We start from the raw sequence: 18746 nt of genomic DNA, 5'->3' as shown, positions 1-18746 counted from the left end.
AGCGCGTTAGCCTTTAGTTCCGTTACAGCCCGAATCAGTTGCGTCAATCGCATCACCGATCGGCATTCGGTAGGGTCGGGAAATCCGTTTTCCGTGTGCCAGCGTCCGATTGCCAAGAGCTTGGACTTGAGTAGTCTGACGTTGCCACAGGCGTAGCATTCCGCCAGGTAAATACAGACTTCGTACGGCAGCGCCGGCAAATTCCGCTGGGGTGATTGGAGGTAGTGTTGTATTACGCCCTGATAATACAGCTCTTCCCGACGAGAGTTTAGAGCACTTCTGTTCATATGTACCTTACCTCCTAGGGCTGGCATTCTTTCAACTGTTCAGCATAGCTCTTGGTGGCCCAGCGCATTTGCGCCTCCTGTGGACCGCATGTGCACTGTCCATGTCCGGCCGGGCGGGCCCTAGGATGGTTATTTGAATCCGACCTCAGCTCAGATGAAACCGCCTCATGCGCCGGTGTGCCATACAGGATATAATAGGTGTAACGCGTGTAGAATGGACACATTGTAGGACACTTTGGCAAAGGGGAATGCGCGATGCTACCCATCGATGTAGACGTGCTAAGGTCCGAGTACGGAGATCGAACGCCAACAAACTGCCTCATCCCTGGCGAACCCGGTGAGCACAGCTGCATTGTGCTTTACCGCCATATCCGGCAAGGCATCAACCTGAAAGATTTATGGGGCATGCTGTCGGTTTATGACGCTAGTTTCAGAAAGCAGGTTATGAACTGCATTCTCGGTGTGCCCATCCCCATAAATCAGAGGCGACCCAGCAGTAAGAGTCCTACGCGACTCAACCCTCAACAAAGCGCAGTGGCATATCTGTATGCGGAGGTTTTCGAACAGGCAATCGCGGTGTTTGGCAACCGTGAGTTGGCGGTGAAATGGCTTGTTCGTCCGTGCCGTTATCTTGAAGGATGTGTACCGCTGGAAATGGTCTGCAACGTGCTCGGCTATCAAGCCGTCCAGCATTATCTGGCTGGCATTCGATACGGCGTGTATCAATGATCGTCAACTGCATGATGATGTGGTGCCTCGACACGTATTCACTCGAACGCATTCTGCCAGCGGCTTGCTCAGCATCGGTTTGTGGCATACCTCCGCGGGTGTCGGGTAAAATGTTTGATCTGTGGCATACCGCTATCTATGACTATCAACGTCAGAGCCCACGAGCTATAGATAGAACATGGCGGTCGCTTTCAACGATCCAAAGAACAGATGAGACTGAGCGGTTGTGGTGAATTCGGCCCGATTGCCAAAGTTACGCATCATAAGTCCTTGGTCTTCCGTCACGGCCCCGATGAGTCGACGCATAGACGCTCGATCGGCGGGAAGTTCCAGTAAGCAGTGGTAATGTCCCTCTAATCGCTTTCCCAGCAGTCGATCAAGCATCCCCGAGGCCGTCCCGTCATCCAGTATTTCGAAGAAATGTTCGGGATCGATATGTACGACAAACCTAGAAGCCGAGCGACTCCAGAACCAAAGTAGGGAAACGAGTCGGTAGAACACTATCTGAAAAAAGTGATGTGCCGTACAGGGCGTCATGGCAAGCTCTCTTAACGCTAATGCGGCCGGTCCTGATAAATGCGGGTGCAAGTCATTGCGCAAGTATTCGAATTTTTGTCGAAACAAGGAGAGCGCTGCGGCGTAAGTGCAAGTGTTGCATTGTCGCTCGCCTAAATCAGGTCGCGATAGCGACATGCAACACGCGCAGTCTTGGTGTGCTTTAAGCAGCCGACGCTGATGAAATTGTATGAACCTGCGATAATACAAGTCAGAGAAAGGGGGCAAGAAGCCTGGCGCGACAACCTCCAATCGTTTGCCCCATGTTGTTACAGTATTGTCAGGCAAGAATTCACGGGCATCATAAGCGTTCGAGACGTCGGGATCAGTTGCGGCTGATGGGCCATAATGGAGTACATCCAGAACCGACAACCTCGCTAACCTGTCTAAATTTGAGAAGAAGTTGCCGCAGCCTCTGAGGAACCGATCAGCAGCACGATAACGCAAAATTTCGAAAATAGCTGCGCGCTTCGGTACCCAGTAGCCACAGTCAGGGCAGGTATAACCGACCCCACTGCCAAATGGACGCGGTACAAATTTATGAATATTCAAACAAATTTTGCACATTGGCTTGAGTGTTTGATTGTGCCATGGGCAACGGGACATAAATTGTAGTGAAAACAAGCTTGGAACAAATCCCGCCTCCTCCAAGCACCGAGGGCAATATTTTGCCACACCCCTGGCGCTGATTGGAAAGTGATTCATTATCCAATCATCTTGATTGAGTAGTGAAGCAGGTTGATAGTTAGAGTCGTAAAGTTCACCCAGAGCCATAGACATGTGGGTTTTTCTGCCAATTGCTGATTTGTCATGCGTCTTTTTCATGGGGCAGGTGCGAAGTATTACACTGCCACTGACACCATTTATCACTGCAATTTTGTGCAGGGTGGTTATTGTGGAATCATATGGCCACGGGAAATTATTGGGGAAAAAGAGCCCTTTCTTATAACGCATCACAAAATACCCCGACACCTGAGCGCCGCACCGCTTCATTGACGAGTTTGTCATCGGCTTCGAGCAGTTCGTTGTCATGGGGGGCGAGAAGAAGCAATAGGCAGACGATCGATTCGCGCAGGTGCTGCATGGGCAAATTTTTTATATATTTACCGGCAACGCTCTCGCCGAAGGCGTTCCAGAACAGCGCGGCCAGAGGGACAAGTCTAAAACCAGCCGCATAGGCTTGGGGTATAAAGTACGCGGTGTAGCTTATGCCCGAGCCACAAGGAAATTCTGAACCGGTATCGCATGCCTGCAAAATCGTTGCTAATTCCTCGATACTTTGACAACCCCTGAATGGGATGATTTCGGCGAAAAAGCGTGCGATGATCTGATAATGTTTCACCGCCTTAAGCCCACTGAGGCGGCTGTATATTTCGGGTTGGGCGAAGCCTATCAGTGTGAGCGTGATACCCTGCAAGTGCAGGTAATTATGCAGGTCTGCCAAGACATGGAAGTCATTGGGCTCCCAGTTCTGGACCTCATCAACAATCAGTATGCAATGGGGTGCCACCTCGCCGGTTACATGAGCCTCTATATACGCTAAAAAATGCTGAAGGTGATCTACGCCGCGCGCTTGTGGAAGGATATTTTCCGAAATGCAAAGTTCCTTCAAGACGGATTGTCGTTGTCGGGCTAGTCGAGAACGGGCCACGTGGAGTATTACCAGTACTGTCGGTAACTGACTTCTCATACGTGCGGCAACGAACTCGGAACAGCAGGTTTTTCCAGTCCGCGACGAGCCTTCGAACAATACTGCGGCGCGCCTCGCGCCAACGCGGTCCAGGCACAGTTGATAGACTCGCACCATCTGTTGGGTGATGATCTGCGCCTGAGCGGTGACCAAAGGGTGGCCGGAAGTCTTCATCGTTCACCTCGGTTCAGCGCTTTTCCGGGTGTGGGTAGCTCTCCGTACTCGACATCCGGCTGTAAGAAATAGTCCGGGCGCGGTGCTCGTTGCTTTTTCGAGGTGGTTTTTTCTACTGGAGGGGCGGCGTCTCGACTGATGGACAGCGCCACGGCAGCCTGCCCGTGCTGGGTGAAGTAATCGACGAGTTGTGGCACGGGGTCATGTTCGCTATCAATCCTCAACTCGCCAGTACGGATCAAACTATTGATCCTGCGCCGCACTGTGGGCGTATGTTTGAAGGTCCCCCAATAACCCTGGGCGCGAAGAAAACCAAGGCACTCACCATTCGGCAGATACGCTTCGATGGCTCGGTAATCGTGATAGTCGACTTTGATCAGCAGTTCCATCCCCACAAACCCAAAATCACCTGCTAACACCTCGTTGGTGTAGCGGGCTCGATCCAGTTGGATATGCGGTCTTCGGCCACTGTTTAATCCGCCCCGTACTGTCGCCTTGACCGTACTCATGTCCGCCTCTAAGCGTTGAATCTGGTCTGCCTCATAGTGGGGATGGAGCATGCCTTGATCGAAGTACTGCCGCAGGTAAGCCAGAGGGGAGAGCCAGCCCAAACCCTCAGTCGGCTTAGCGTTGTAATTGCACAGGAAGACATCCATCGCGTCCTCCATCAGCAGAAGGTCAATTTCGTACGTGGCTGCCTTCTGTTCCGCCTCGTTGACACGCCCTTGGTGAGGGTTGCTCCCGGTCGATGACATGAGCTGATGAACTGTACGCGCCACTTCCAGGAAGGAGCGTTCTATTTCTGCGCGCGTCTCGAAGTGCCCGACCGGCCCAATACACACCTGAAAACCGAAGTCGCAGCGCGCGGTAGTGGTGATCTTCTTGGCCAGGTTGGACAGGGCGCTGTCAGCGAAAAACACACCGAAACCAGTCCCTTGGCATTCATCCAGAACGCCCGAGGGCAGTCCTGCCCCTGCTGTGTAGGGAAATGCTTGATTAACCAACTCCCGCGGCCGCCAGTGGCCAAGACACGCTTGGGCAATGACTTCGCGGACATCGGCGGCCGACACCTCACTTCTCAATACCAGCTTGTACGCCAAGACAGCATTGGAAAAAGCTTCAATCATTGACAGCAGCCAGATTCGGTCAATGGTGATCCATTGGTAAATGCCGGGTGCCTGCTCGACCCGCAAGGCAAAGAAAGCGTCAATGTAATGGCCGTCCAGTTGCACACAATCAAAGGGGCGTTCTGCTTTGATGTAACGTTCATGGCCGGTACCCGTGGCGAGATGCGCCACAGCCTCCGGACTTCCGTGACTGTGTATGTATTGAACGGCGTACCGTGCTCGGAGCCTTTTCAGGTACTTGCGGATACTGGTGCGCCCTGCATGCTTGGTGTTGAACGGCCAAGCGGGGGCTGAGATCCCAGCCTTAATTAGCAGCTTGTAAAACTCGGTTATCAAATAGCTCAGTTCGCTTCGAGTGCTATCGTGCGGAGCGCCAGGTCTACGTAAGCGCTCGATCATGGCCGATTCGATGTTGCTGTGCTCGCCCAGCAGCTTGTTGAGCAAGCCAGACATGCCACCCCGCTGTTCCGTCCGTTTTGGCCCTGCAGCTTTCCGACGCTCGTAGAGCGTCACTCGTGCGTGAGCCAGCAAGGCCCGTTCGCCAAAGTAATGTCCATCCGCATCAATCGCGCAGAAACGATCAACGATTCGATTGACTTCGCTGGCTGGAAAACCGGTTCGCAATCTGATTTCGGTCATGGAGCGACCGTCAATGTACAGTTCCACCGCCAGCCGTTTACGGGCAAAAATCGGCCACTGTTCTTGCGGGACGGACGTCGGTTGGACGCGTGGCCAAGCGCCGTCCTTGATTGCTTGCGGAATGCCGACACGCTTCATAGTGACGCTCTCGCTGACCACCGCGTTTGCCGCGTCGGAGTGGTTTGCTCAATATCGAGTGTCACCCGGCCTTCGATCGCCAGCTGGATCAACGATGCAATGAGATGAGTGGGCGGTAGTGCAGAGTAGGCTTGCAGCATCTCACCCAAGGTCCCCGACTGCGCTTCGCTCACATAATTCAGGAGCGCCTGCCGAACATGATCAATGGATTGACTGCGGCTTACGGAAACGAAATGCATGAGTCGAAGCCGCGGCATTAACTCATATCGGCGTGTTAGCCGTGTTGATTCATCAAACAAGCGGTAGGTAGCGCCGTTGTCGGTAGCCATCTGCCGTTGCACGATGATCTGCTCACTGACTGTGTTTTCCTCGACGTACCCTGCCTTGACTTCGTGCCACTCCATTCCACCAGAGGCGCTCGTGGCAATCACGTCCGGCCGGGTCTTTCGACTGCCGCGTTGGTCAGCGTAGAGTTCGTCCGCTCCTGGAATCCAGAAGTTCACGATGTTTGGGTCAAATTCCAGGTGCAGCAACCAGTGAGCGAGCTCCTGATGGCTTTCCAAAATGAGGTCAGAGCGAGTCTTATGGCTGTAGACCAGCCACAGGTTGCTGCGCGTCGACTTGCGCCCCCGCAGACGGGCCAAAAAGGCATTTTCCGGTGTCTTATTAGGCATAGCCATCCCCTCGACTTAGATAGATCGCGTCGTGGAGTGACTCGCCACACCCTCGCGTGAATTCCTTTTAATCGGGGGGGCATGCACCGTCATAGGAGTATAGACCAGGCCTCTTGGGGCAGAGCGGCACGGCTCGCGGCGTGCCTGTCGGCCGCACGTTCGAAACGCCCGCAGCCCGACCACTTCACTGCTCACGTTTCTCCGCCTGAGTTGCTGCATCCGCATTGGCCAGCCTGTGCGGTGAAGTGAATCAGTACGCCGTAATTGAGGCGTTCACGAGGGACCTGCCAGGCCCACCTTCGCCGAGGAGGGGATGGGTTCCATGTAGCGGACATTACAACCCTGTGGCGACTCGACCGTAAACGATTGGAAAGGGCGCGGCCCTTACGCCTTGAGTAGCCTGGCCACCACGGAATCCTGGCTCGGGGTATTGAACGCAATTGATGGCATTATGCGAGCACTGGGTTAATATACAGCTATATGCGCGACGGGGTTTCCACGAGGACGCTGATGACTACTTCGATTGAAATTGTTGAGCTGAGAACGCTTGCGGATTTGAACTCGCTTTATCAACTCGCATCCGAGTGCACCTTTACCAAAGAGCAGTATAGGACTCCTCTGCGACCCTATCGGTTGATAAAGGCCGAGGCGAGCTGTCAGTACCAGAAGCATGGAAGGCGTTGTGCTCAGTTGCATCAGCATGGTTACGTAGTCGAGCTTCATGATGCTTCACAGGTGCTGATCGGTAACTGCTGCGCGCTCAATCACCTGGGTTTGGATGACGAGCAGGTCAGGGGACAGTTCAAGCGGCTGAGCGCTACCGAGCGGCAGAACATCCGGCGCCACAGGGTCGAAACCCTGCTTAGCCAGCGGCAATCTTTGATTGAACGAGTTCGCGCGGCGAATAGCAAACACCGTGAGCTGCAGGGCCGCGCCAGTGCGGTTCTGTCTTCCCTTCCTCAGCGTATTGGGGAACTTCTGAATAACCGCTGGAAGAGTAATGCGCTGGGAATCTCCTGGGACTACCAAGTCGTCAAGAAGGGGGTCGACGAGAAAGGCAAACCCTACGAGGAGCGGCACTGGTACCCACATTCGTTCGGCACGCTCAAGGGCTTGGGAGTGTGGTTACAGCTAGGGGGGCAGCGTTATCAGGAGCGTTTGTTTGAAATGCGCAAGCGGCTTGAGGCAATCCCAACCAAATCACGATTGAACACTGCGGAGCTGGAGTCAGCCGAAGCGGCGCTCAATGATATGACTGAGTTGGCGGTTATCGAGCGAGAACTGCATGCCCAGACCACGCTGCTCAACGACTTTCTCGACCCCGGTAATCTTCAGCTAACGGTCCAGCTTGTCAGCAGTCATCAGGCGCGCGCTGATACCGTGAAAGCCGTGCACCATTTGCTAGGACAGTCGCTCGACGTCTCTCCAAGCCAATACGTCGCGGCCATCGACCTGGCCTTCAAGCAGCGCTATTCAACCGGTGCTATCCGCATCGCCTCCTGATCCGACGCCCAACGTTCGTGCTTAGCCGCTTTTGTTACGGCGCCTGTAGGTAGGATTACGTTAGATAGGATCAAATACGTCCCATGAAGCTTTACGAAAACATCACCATCGGCAATTTCCTCTTCTCATTGGGTTACTCGATACGCGATAAGCAACGAGACTCCGGCCTGGGAGCGGCGGGATCTGTCAACTTGCTCCAACAAACGCCTGCCGACCAACTGTTGGGCGATGTGTTGGTGAAATTTAGCGGGGTGGTCCGGCTCTTGGAGTTCAAAGCAGAGGGAGCGGACTTAAGGAAGGAGCGGGGCAAACACGCAGGACTCAAGCAAATCATTAACGACCTGGGTCTCGCCGAAATTTCCCGAGAAGTGCATTGGTACGTTGAGACTAAAGCCACCGCTGATACATTAGGTCTGCTGACGGTCCCGTATCTGGATGCCTTCCCCAGAGATCATTATCCACGAAGCGGCCGGCTTGAGGCCCTTGTTCAGTCGACAGCTGAAGCCATCGCCACTCAGCAAACCCGCTTTTCCGGCGCGCAAATCAACCAGTACCTCTTGGCTATCAAGACTGTCAGTGGCAAAGCCGCTTCAGGCACTGGCGGACTGCTGCTTTTGGCTGAACCCGGTGGCGTACTGAAGTTCGCGCCGCTGGAGGACATGCTTGAGCTTAATATGAACCACCGCGATTGGGTGATGGAGCGGATCGCCCGTGCTGAGCGCAGCCACGAACTGCTGCTTCGGCAAGAGCAAGAAAAGGAGCTTGCCAAACAGATGACTTACGATCGAGGTTTGAGCCGATGACGACCCTCGTGACTGCGCGAGAATACGAAAGCTACGACGAGAAAATTCGAGCGCAAGCCGAAATGCTCACATCATTACTCTCGGCAGGATTGCAGACACAGGACGCCGCTGACAAAGCCGTTCTAGCGCTGAGCAGGCTTCAGCAAGAGGTGCACAGGCAGATCTCAAGCGCGAGAAATGACCTATCGACCCTTGCGGATGCAACTGCTACCGAGGCTGCGAAATTGCTAACTGAGAAATTCGACCAGGCCAATGAAGCTGCAGCGGTGGCAACAAAGCGCTATGAGAAAGCAGGACGCCTCTTGGGGGTGAAAACATTTGTGACCTTGGTTGGTGCTCTTGCCGTGATCGGTGCGGCCGCATGGTTCCTGGCCAGCCCTCTGTTACCGAGCCACGAGGAAATTGAGTTCCGTCGCAGGCAAATCGCCGAGATGGAAGCGAAGGCCGCGGTGCTGGCGAAGAAAGGGGTCAATCTCGACTGGGACCAATGCAAGACGGGGCTCTTGAACAGAACGAAACTGTGCTTTAGGTCGGATGGTGAGATTTACACGAGAAAAGGGACTGACCAGCACTACGCTGTACCACACCATTGAGCCACGTGGCCAAGCGCCACTGCGTTTTTGCTGTCCTGTGCCAGCTCTATGAGTGCGCCTCCCTCTCTGCGATTCCTGGCTAGATAATGTGGATCGAGTGGGACGCCGTGGCGCGGTATCGGCTGTCGGTGCTGCGTGCCGAGGTATGTCCCTATCGTGTAATGACGGTGACGCTGCGGTTCAGGCATTTTGATCAGGGCGATGCAGCTCTTCGTCACCCAGCAAACAGGTGGCGCGGCTGGACAGCATGGCTCCGGCTTGGAAGTACCCCATGACCGTATTCACGCTGCGGTGTTCGGTCATGGCCATGACCTCGCCGAGCGGCACGCCCTGACGCCCGGCCTCAGTGACGAAGCCCGAGCGCAAACTGTGCGCTGCCCAATCGCCCTCTAGGCCGGCTAACTGAGCGCGGCGCTGAACGATGCGCGCCACCTGATCCGCTGACAGCGCGGTGGTACCCACCTTGCCGCCTTTGTACAGCCGTCGGAAAAGCGGTCCGCTGACAGCCGGCGCTATTGCCAGCCAGGCGGCGAGCGCCTGTGCCGCTGGCCCACGCAGCGGTTTTTCGCGGCGAATCCCGCTGGTCTCAGTCTTGGTCGCCTTTAACGCGTACAGCCAGGTGTCGGTATCCAGGCGGCGCAGATCTTCGATCTGCAGGCCCACCACCTCCGATCGGCGCCGGCCGCCGCCACTCCAGGCCAACAGCAGCAGGGCGCGATCGCGGATTCCACGCACGCCATCGGTGCAGGTCGTGAGCATCCTCTGGAGGGGTTCCAGCGCCACCGCGGTTTTCTTGCGCACCGCCATACCCTGGCGCGCCTGCGCCTTGCGTGCCTCACGAAGCAAGGTCTTTACAGCCGCGGCTTCGCAGGGATTGTCCCAATCCTTGAGCCGGTGCCACTTGGCCACCACCGCCAGACGATGACTCACCGTACTGAACGCCAGAGCACCCAATTTACCCTTGACCCCAGCGGCGACCAGCGCTGCATCGACGTTCGCCGGCAGCAGGTGGCTCCAGGTACCGTCGGCGGTCGGGCGAGCCAGGTGATCGACGATGAACTGCACCGCCACTTCCGGTGGTAGGGCGCCGTCGCCGAGCGCCCGGCCGTAGCGCAGGCGCAGCCAGGCGGCCCAATAGGCGAGGGCGCTGCGATAGCTGCGCACGGTGTTGACAGCCGTGCCGGCGGCGATGAACGCCTCGGCTGCCGCGCGGGTAGTGTCAGCCATCTCGTGCAGGGCTAGTAGGTTATCAAACCGTGCCTGCAGTGCATCTGTATTATTCATTACGTTCAACGTATTATAAATTGAGTTTTAAATTTATAAGGTCGGATAATCTTTTATTATCAGACCTAATATACTTGGAGATGAGCCATGGCAGTAGGGGTGCCGGAACAGGAGGTGTTCGCGGCGGCGGACGCCGTATTGGCCCGCGGCGAACGGCCTACGGTTGAGCGCGTGCGCATGGAACTAGGGCGTGGCAGCCCAGCACGGGTCGGCAGCTTGCTCGATCAATGGTGGGCGCAGCTGGCCGTGCGGCTGAGCGGCGAGACCCGCCTGCCGGCGTTGCCGGCGGAAGTGTCGCAGGCGTTTGTCAACGTGTGGCAGCAGGCGATCCACTTGGCGCAGGCAGTCGCCGAGCAGGCCCTGGTTGGACAGCGGCAGGTGCTGGAATCCGAACGCGAGCGGGCGATGGCGGTCGAAGACCAGGCGCGTCAGGATGCGGCGCAGTATCGCCAGCAGGCGGCGGAGGCGGTGGCCGGCCGCCAAGTCGTGGAGACCCGCCTGGCCGACCTGGAGCAATTGTTGGTCCAGTGCCAGCAGCAGATCAATGACCTGCGTGAGCGGCATGAGGCCTTGCTCGATCAGCGTGATGTCGGGCAGGCGCAACTGGCCCTGGCGCATCAGCAGTTGCAGGACATGCACCAACAGGCGGAACAAGCACGCGAGGCCCAGCAGCACTACAGTCGCGAGGTCGAAGACCGGGCTTATCGCGAGGTCGATCGGGTTCGCGAGGAGAGCAAAGCGTTGGCCGTCCAGCTCAAGGAAGCCCATGCCCGCCTGCAAAGTCTGCAGCAGGCGTTGCTTGCGGGGCAGATGGAGTTGAGCGAGGTGCGTGAGCAACGTAGCGCGGCCTCGAGCCAAGCCCGAGGCCTACAAGACCAACTGCAGCAGTACCGTCAGGCAAGCCTGGAGGCGACGGAACAGCGCAACGCCGTGCAGCAACGCTTGCTGCAGGCCGAAGCCGACTTGGTGAGCGCCCGCGAACGGGCGGCAGCGGCGCAGGCACGGGCCGAGATTCAGGCCGAGCAGCTGGCGGCGGCTACCCGCAGTGTCGTGGCGGAGCCTGCTCGGCAGCCGCGCAAGGCTGCGTCCAATAAACGCGGAAAAGCCCTACCTGCAGGCGTCACCGTCGAACCCGCCCCCAAGCAGACCTGATGCCCGCGGGGTCCGTTGCTCCTCCCCTCGGCGCTCTGGCCAGAGCACCGACCTGATGAGCCTGAAGGCAAGGCGTAGGTCATCGGGCGCTGTACTTCCAGGCTTAGTAACGGCGCGCAGTTGGAACCAGGCTCGCCACCTGGCGTGTGTGACCAAGGGCTGAGAGCGATCCGCCGGCTGAATGATCGAATGAGCTGCGGACCTCCCGACCCGCGGTCCTGTATTCGCGTCCGAGGCGAGAGGCGTACGATTGAGGTCAGGCGACAAATCTGATATCACGCTGAGGTCACGTCGAACTGGAGAGGGTCATGCATGTTAGTCAGCTGCCTTGCCCTTCACAAATCCTAGAGTTGCTTCAAGCGAACCCTGGCCGGTGCGCCCCCTAATTTTGTTGATACCGTCACATGCTTAAACTGAAAATGTACCCGGCCAAGAACGGCGATGCCTTCTTGATCAATGCGAATGGTCAGCACGTGCTGGTCGATGCCGGCTATGCCAGCACCTACACCACGCACCTTGCGGGGGAGTTGGCTGAGCTTGCCGAGCGGGGAGAGCCCCTCAGGCTAGTGGTATGCACCCACATCGACGCGGACCATATCGGTGGTCTGTTGGCCTTGTTCAACGACAACGGTCCTCCCGGGCGTCGCCGGATCGAGATCGATGCGGTCTGGCATAACAGTCTGCGCTCGCTGCCTTACACGGCAGAGGGGGCGTGTTTAGGCGATCATGCCGGCGTGCTGGAGGCCATTAAACGACGCGGCTTCCCCGTGCCGCCAGCGCTTGCAGTCAATCCTATCGGGGCCGAGCAGGGGAGTTCGCTGGCCAAACTCCTCAGGACTCAGGGGTATCACTGGAATGATGGTGACGGCTCTCGCTCGATCGATAACCGCAGTGCTCCTTATATCTTGCTCAACCAGGTGCGTCTGGATGTGCTCGGGCCTCGCCTCGAACGATTGGAAGCCTTGCGTACGCTGTGGCTGCGAGAAATACGCCGACTTGGCCACCGAGGCAAACTGCTCAACAGCGACCTGGTCGACGATGCCTATGAAATGTGGTGCAGCTGCGCAGCGCAACAAACCAGCGCCCCGAGTGTTCGTCCTATTGCGGCTCACCGCGACCCCACCCTCGCCGAAACCTATACGCCGGATACTTCCGAGGCCAATGGCAGCTCCATTTCGTTGGTGCTCACCGCCGGCCAGGACCGTATGCTGCTGTTAGGTGACGCGTGGGCAGAAGATGTCCTCGACGAATTGACACGACGCCATCCGGGGACCCAGCAGCTGATGTTCAGTGCTGTCAAAATCGCCCATCACGGCAGCCACTACAACACCAGTCCGGAGCTGCTTGCATTGATCGATGCGCCTTGCTACCTCATTTCCACCAACGGTGGAAGGCACGGCCATCCGGACTTTGAAGTTCTGGCAGCGATCGTTGATCGACCTGCGAGCTTTGAACGCAAGCTCTATTTCAACTATGAAACCGCAGCCGCACAACGGCTACGGAGCTATTCATCAAAAGCCGGAGCGCGCTTCAGTGTTCACGTCGTCACGGATGAATGGATTCAACTAGGAGACGTCAGCTGTGGCGGATGAAGCAGTTAAACAAGCGACATGCCGGGTCACCAATGTTCATCAGGTGGGCACAGGCTGGCTGATTAGCCCCTCCTTGGTAGTGACGGCCTTTCACTGCGTGGAGGCAGCGGTGGCCGCCGGGGCAGACCTCTACGTCGAATTTAACACCGGTACCTCAGCGATACGGCATAGCGTGGAGGTTCAGGCTCACGATGAGGATTTGGATGTCTGTCTGCTGCGGCTTCCTGTCGCTCTGCAGATCGAGCCCCTCGCGATTGATAGCCGACTGCCCCGGGGCGGTGAGCAATGGTCTGCGTTTGGCTATGCCGTACACAAGCTGAACTTAGGCCACGCCCTCAACGGCACGATCCAGCAGACGTTGGGCGAACTCATTCACGGCGTGGACCTTGACCTCTCTGTCAGCCCCGAGACCCAACTCACCGATTATGGCGGTCTTTCCGGTGCGGTGTTGATGGTCGCCGGGGATTGTCGCGGCCTGTTGCGGGTCAGTGTAAATACCGCTGTCGCGGCCATAAGCTTTCACCAGTTGCGCCCGTTTCTGGAAGCCAACGGCGTATTGGCCAAGGCCGCTGCGGACGCAACGCCGAACGAGCCTGTCGGCGCCCGTCCGGACTTCGACGCGCTGTTTGAAGAGCGGCTAGCCACGCTGCAGAACGGTTACCTGATCCTGGACGGGGCACATGGCATCGGCAAGTCGACCTATTGCCAGCAATTTGTGCCCACCAGCGAATCGGTCGAGGTGCTGGGTGTGTATGCGCTGTCTGAGCGCGGACGCGGGATCACGCCTGCGCACCAGGCCCAGCCGGAAGTGTTTTTCGATTGGGTCAATTCGCTGTGGTCGAGTACGGTGAGCGGAAAGCCGGCGCGTCTGCAGGAGCTTTCTTACCCGGAGCTGATCCGGGCCAGCCACAAGCGCCTTCAAGAGCTGGCCGATCGACAGGTAACCGCGGGCAAGATTGGCGTGATCTTCATCGACGGCCTGAACGAAGCCGTCGGCGCTGGCACCGACGCGCTGCAACGTCTAGCGGCGTTGTTCCCGCCGACCTTGTCGAACGGGCTGGTCATCGTGATCACCGGTGCCGGTTTGGACGGGCATGCCGCGAGCCTGAGCACCGTACTGCCGGGGGCGATTCGGCTCACGCTGCCGGCATTGGGGCCAGACAGCCAGCGAGCGCTGTGTGCCGAGTTGCTTGATCAAGGCGTGGTGACCTCAAGGCTGGTCACCCTGTTGTGTGAGCGGGCTAAGGGGCATCCGCTGTACCTGCGGTACCTGACCGACATGGTGAACGGCGGCGCAAGTGAGGCCGACATTGTCCAAATGCCTGCATTTAGCGGCACCATCCAGGATTACTATGAATCCTTGTGGGGGCAGTTGTTGGCCGATCAGGATGCGGTCAATCTGCTGGGCCTTCTGGCGCGGCTGCGCTGGGGAATTCCGACCAAGGACTTGACGGATATGCTGCATCCGGCCGAGAGCGCGGTGTACGTCCCAACCCTAACCCGGATTCGCCATCTATTGACTGAAGCAGACAACACCGAAATCTACCACGCGTCGTTTTCGGAATTTGTCGCGCACAAAACGGCTGCGGTGAGCGAGCGGCTGCAAGAACGGTTGGCGGTGTTCTGTTGCACAGGCCACAGCGGTGACTATGGACAGTTGAATCGCGTTTATCACGGGCTGCGGGGCGGCACCGCGGCGCAGCAGCAGGCGATTCAGCTCTGCCAGCAAACCTGGGTGGACACATCGGTCACGCTCGGAGCGGAACCCGATGTGCTGCTTGGTGACATTGCGGCGACACTGACCGTGGCGACACACATCGGCGCCGCGGAGGATACGATTCGCTTGCTGCTGTTGTCGCAACGACTGACTTTCCGGTACAACACCTTGTTCACCCAAGCGGCCGAACAAGTGGCCTTGGCCCTGTGTGCACTGGGGCAGACCGACCAGGCGCTGCGTCATGTTATTCGCAACGGCCGTCTAATCGCCCCTCCGCTGGGGGCTTACGCGGTCGTTCACACCCTGATTCGGATGGGCAGTACTGAGCACGCCATTCAGCTCCTCGATACTATTCAACAATCATTGGATCCGGTTTTCGAAGCCTTTAGAGCGACAGGGAGTATTGAAACGGATCTTTTTCTCCAGACCATCATGCTGCGTCTTCATGGATTCGCTCTGGAATGCGCCGCCGGTGGCGAACCACCGACAGGTCGCATCTTGGCGGCGGCGATTCGGCAGGTCCGCGCTACGCCGGAAGCATTTGGCGAAGGCGGCTTGGTTGACGTACTCGCCAACCTAAGCGGCAGCTTCCATGGGACGAGGCTATGTCTGGACGGGCGGTATACCCCGGTTGCGCAATTGCCCTTGGCGGCTGTTCCGCCGGAAGCCCTGGTGTCGATGCTGCTCGGCGTGCTGCACCATGCTGAAACTAGCGCGGGCCTGTACGGGACACCCTTGTCTGCCAGCAAGGTTGGCTCACTGTTCAGTGATCTGGAGATGGCCAGTGATCGACTTCAGCAGCCCACCGAATTGAGTTCAGGCGTGGTCAGCACACTGATTGAAACCGGGGCGTCACCGGACCTGATCCGCAAGTGTGGTGGGACCAGTATCGTCAATGACCGGTCACTGGTGCTGTATGGGGACAATCGAGCGCGGCCGGACCTGGAGGGGTTCCAGGAGTCCTATGCACGGTGGCGGGCTGCGGAGTTTCTCGATGAGAGCCAGGTGCAACCGACAATTCAACTCGCTCCAAGCGATGACTGGGAGGCGTGGTTACGTTCGTTGGTGGCTGCCGTCGCCTGGGCAGACGGTGCTGCCCGTCGGGCAAAAGCAGGCGCTGATGAGCAGTCCCTAGGTCATGTATGGGCGTTTCTGTCGGACCGAGTACTGCCGATGCTCACGCGTCCGTTGAGTGTGCGCAGCCAATGGAAACAGGCCTATGCCATACCGGAAACCATTTTTCCTGCGCTTTTCCAGCGTTTGGCGAAACTGCTGCTGGACTGTCTGCCACAGCAGGCTGGGCAATTGTTAAAGGTACTCGATCAGGGCTTCGCCGAGCAGTTGGGGCTGTATAACGAAGGGTTTCGACAGAGCCTGGGCCTGGTGACGAACCAATTTCTGACTGTGGCTTTGGAGCCTGACACCGCTGATGCATTGTTTGATCTGGTAATCCGTTGGCGCGATTACGTCCAGACCAACGTGGAAAACCGTTACGAGCTCATTCCAGAGTTGTTGCAAATCGTGCCGTTGCTGACGCGCTTGGACGCACAGGAAGAGGCGGCCAGGACTTACCAGGCGGTATTACGCTTTTCTATGGGGCCGAGTTGGTACAAGGAAGATCAGTTGTCGCTGATGTCCAGCACACTCGCAGCGCTGCCAGCGGTCACGTCAGTACCGACCGCCTCATTGGTGCAGGTTGCGGCGTACCTGGAGCGGGCGAGCGGGGAGATGACGTTTCAGCGCTATGTGCGGGCCGACAAGAGCCATTTCATAGCGCAACTGTGCCGACGATCCCTGTACGGCCAGGCCGTTGACTACTTCAAGCATCAAACGTGTGGAACCTTGTCGCAACTGCAAGTACAAGCGGCGGCAGGGGATTTGGACCGGGTGGGGCCATTGACCGGTATGCATTTCCCTGGCGGCGCGCTTGAAGAGCAGTCCGCTTTGCTCGCGCTGCTGCGGGAAACATCGGACGGTGTTGATTGGCGGTTGCACTGGGCTTTGCTGGAAGTTTACCAGCATGGCGATGAACGCCACCTCGACGACTGGGGAACGCACTATGCCCGCTTGATCGGCGTAATGGCAGTCGGTTCCGAAGAGCTCATCTGGGCGACACGCCGCATATGGACCATTTCGCAGGGCATGAGTACCGAAAAGTCACGCAGCCTGCTACGTGCCATGGTATCAGCCATACCTACGACCCATGCTCCCGCTTTTGAGCCATTGCTTGCCGCCATCGAGAAACGGGCCCAGCCACAACTATTCGAGCCGTTGCTCGCCAGCTCGAGCCAAAGCGCTTCCGCTGCGCAGCCGGCAGCGGTTGAACCTGCGGCGACGCCAGAGGCTGAGTCCATCCACGCCAAAACCGTGGAGGAATCGCTCTACCAGCCCGGCGTGTTTGGACGGTTCTCGGTTGACGATAAGGCGCGTATCGACTTGCAGGCGGCCCTGGCGCTAAAACGTCGTGGCAATACTGCGGCCGCCGTCAAGGCGGCTGTCAACGTATTGCAGACGTTGCAGGAGGGCGGCTGGTCCATTTGGACAAACAACCACACTGGAGCACCCGCAGAACAGCTGATTCAAGACGCGGTTGCAGAGGCTGACGCGGTGATCAGGCTCTATGGTCCGCTGGTTTTGGATGAACGCCATGCGCAACACTGGTGGATCGCGTCCCACCTCATCGATAAGGTGGCCAACAAACTGGATGCGAAAGAGCAAATCAGGCTACTCGACATTTCTCTCGAGCATGTGGGGCACATGGTCGGAGTCGCCTCACCGACGGGTTTCGACTACCTCGGAGGCTCAACCACGGACCCCGCGGCAGCACTTTTCGACTTATTACTGTGGACGCTCGATCATCCGTCCTGGGAGCGGCGCGATAGTGCGGCAGCGATGTTGCTCTGGTTGGTGAGCCAAGAGGAGCGCTATTTTCCCCAAGTTGCGCGACTGGCATTTTCGATGGATCCGCGTAACCGGGCGGATCTCTCGGCGGCGGCGTTGGACCTGCTCTCCCAACGCAATCCTGTGGATTGTTGGGAGCGCCTTGCGCCACAGATAGATATTGCGGCGCTGCTCAGCGCATGTCGACACGTGTCGCGCTTGGCAATATTTTCACGCATCGTTGATCGCGCCGCAGGGCAGGGGAGCGTCTCGGCATGCACCGCACGGGCAGCACTAGACACCTTTTTAATCCAGCAGACCACTGGTTTGTCCGTCGAGAAGAGCGCCCCACCAGACTACTTCCCAAAGAGTCTGTGTACGCACTGGGAGACCCTGGTGGGGCAAGGTCTGGTAACGCCAGCCACGCGGATCACAACCGATGAGACGCTGGCGCGCCTCTGCTCACCGCTGTCAACAGACGTCGCGCAGTTACTAGAGCTGCGCGTCGCAGAAAACTTCAGAGAAGCGGAACAATTCCCGACGAGCCGCTGGGCCAACAAGGTGGGTTATGCGTTCAATATCGGCTTGTATCATCCCATGTCCCGAGAGCAGTTGTACGTTATAGACAACCTGCTGCGCTGCTATAACCCAAACAGTAGCGCAACGCCGCAGAATGGGCCGCAACTGCTCTCAGACTTCATCGCAGCGCTGAAAAGCCGGTCGCTAAAAGGGTTCCGGCCGTTCAGTCAGGGGTTAGTGTTTCTCGACGTGCAATCCGTTATCGAGCTCAATGGGGAAATGGCCACCGTTGAACTGCTGGCTCACCTTCGTCCTCCGGATCCTCGGCAGCCACCGTATTTATCGTTTGAAGGGTTCAGAGCCAACGACATGGCCCCACATATGCCTGACGGGCAAATGGCCATTTGCGTGCGGTCCCGGCCTACGGTGGCGTATTTTGCATCGCACACGCCTTCCGTGCCGACGCGCAAGTTCCTCCAGTTGATCGGGGCAAGCGAATCGGCGACTGTCCGTTACCACTGGCGTGATGGCAGTACCGTAGCGGGAAGCGGAGGCAGTCGTCGCTACGAGGCGGCGATGCTTGCTATCCATGAAGGTGCATTAACACTCCCACATGGATGGGATATTGGCTGGGAGATTCGTCTGAATGGCAAAGTCCTGGCCGTAATGAATGGTCAATAGGACAGGAGA

Annotated in this window: 12 protein-coding genes; 7 read left to right on the top strand and 5 right to left on the bottom strand. The window is 57.6% G+C overall.

Annotation, left to right across the window (positions count from 1 at the left end; all coding sequences use genetic code 11):
• Positions 1-542 precede the first annotated feature (542 nt).
• Positions 543-1016, top strand: a complete 474-nt coding sequence (locus BV82_RS14335) for an antitoxin Xre/MbcA/ParS toxin-binding domain-containing protein (protein ID WP_036997217.1) — start codon at positions 543-545, stop codon at positions 1014-1016.
• A gap of 165 nt (positions 1017-1181) precedes the next feature.
• On the opposite strand, the gene BV82_RS14330 is transcribed toward BV82_RS14335, so the two are convergent.
• From BV82_RS14330 to BV82_RS14315, 4 genes are read right to left on the bottom strand one after another with little or no spacing between them, the layout of a single operon-like run.
• Positions 1182-2525, bottom strand: a complete 1344-nt coding sequence (locus BV82_RS14330) for a hypothetical protein (RefSeq protein ID WP_145997616.1) — start codon at positions 2523-2525, stop codon at positions 1182-1184.
• Positions 2515-3435 carry an ATP-binding protein gene (locus BV82_RS14325; protein ID WP_036997219.1) on the bottom strand — a complete coding sequence of 307 codons (921 nt, stop codon included), beginning with the start codon at positions 3433-3435 and terminating at the stop codon, positions 2515-2517. The genes BV82_RS14330 and BV82_RS14325 overlap by 11 nt, the downstream gene beginning before the upstream one ends.
• Positions 3432-5339, bottom strand: a complete 1908-nt coding sequence (locus BV82_RS14320; protein ID WP_036997220.1) for a hypothetical protein — start codon at positions 5337-5339, stop codon at positions 3432-3434. The genes BV82_RS14325 and BV82_RS14320 overlap by 4 nt, the downstream gene beginning before the upstream one ends.
• Complete coding sequence (locus tag BV82_RS14315) at positions 5336-6013, bottom strand: hypothetical protein (RefSeq protein WP_145997617.1); 678 nt, start codon at positions 6011-6013, stop codon at positions 5336-5338. Before BV82_RS14315 ends, BV82_RS14320 begins: the two co-directional genes overlap by 4 nt.
• 510 nt (positions 6014-6523) lie before the next feature.
• Between BV82_RS14315 and BV82_RS14310 the strand changes: the two genes are divergently transcribed.
• The 3 genes from BV82_RS14310 to BV82_RS14300 all read left to right on the top strand — a co-directional run bounded on the left by BV82_RS14310 (position 6524) and on the right by BV82_RS14300 (position 8912).
• Positions 6524-7516 carry a hypothetical protein gene (locus tag BV82_RS14310; RefSeq protein ID WP_036997222.1) on the top strand — a complete coding sequence of 331 codons (993 nt, stop codon included), beginning with the start codon at positions 6524-6526 and terminating at the stop codon, positions 7514-7516.
• Between the two features lie 83 nt (positions 7517-7599).
• Positions 7600-8319 carry a hypothetical protein gene (locus BV82_RS14305; RefSeq protein ID WP_036997223.1) on the top strand — a complete coding sequence of 240 codons (720 nt, stop codon included), beginning with the start codon at positions 7600-7602 and terminating at the stop codon, positions 8317-8319.
• The gene (locus BV82_RS14300) at positions 8316-8912 is read left to right on the top strand and encodes a hypothetical protein (RefSeq protein ID WP_036997224.1); all 597 of its coding nucleotides are present in this window, start codon (positions 8316-8318) and stop codon (positions 8910-8912) included. Before BV82_RS14305 ends, BV82_RS14300 begins: the two co-directional genes overlap by 4 nt.
• A 180-nt stretch (positions 8913-9092) precedes the next feature.
• On the opposite strand, the gene BV82_RS14295 is transcribed toward BV82_RS14300, so the two are convergent.
• Positions 9093-10196, bottom strand: a complete 1104-nt coding sequence (locus BV82_RS14295) for a site-specific integrase (protein ID WP_051636832.1) — start codon at positions 10194-10196, stop codon at positions 9093-9095.
• Between the two features lie 87 nt (positions 10197-10283).
• Here BV82_RS14295 and BV82_RS14290 point away from each other — a divergent pair, with 87 nt between their 5' ends.
• The 3 genes from BV82_RS14290 (at position 10284) to avs1b (ending at position 18737) form a co-directional block, all read left to right on the top strand.
• Positions 10284-11348, top strand: a complete 1065-nt coding sequence (locus tag BV82_RS14290; protein WP_081839717.1) for a DNA-binding protein — start codon at positions 10284-10286, stop codon at positions 11346-11348.
• A gap of 404 nt (positions 11349-11752) precedes the next feature.
• Positions 11753-12940, top strand: coding sequence for an AVAST type 1 anti-phage system MBL fold metallo-hydrolase Avs1a (gene avs1a, locus BV82_RS14285; RefSeq protein ID WP_036997226.1), 1188 nt, complete (start codon positions 11753-11755; stop codon positions 12938-12940).
• Positions 12930-18737 (top strand): AVAST type 1 anti-phage system protease Avs1b, encoded by a 5808-nt coding sequence (avs1b, locus tag BV82_RS14280; RefSeq protein WP_036997227.1) that lies wholly within the window; start codon positions 12930-12932, stop codon positions 18735-18737. The genes avs1a and avs1b overlap by 11 nt, the downstream gene beginning before the upstream one ends.
• The last annotated feature ends 9 nt before the right edge of the window (positions 18738-18746 follow it).

Source organism: Pseudomonas donghuensis (assembly GCF_000696345.2).
GTDB lineage: Bacteria > Pseudomonadota > Gammaproteobacteria > Pseudomonadales > Pseudomonadaceae > Aquipseudomonas > Aquipseudomonas donghuensis.
The sequence above is the reverse complement of the archived record's forward strand: the minus strand, read 5'-3'. Positions and strand labels throughout refer to the sequence as shown.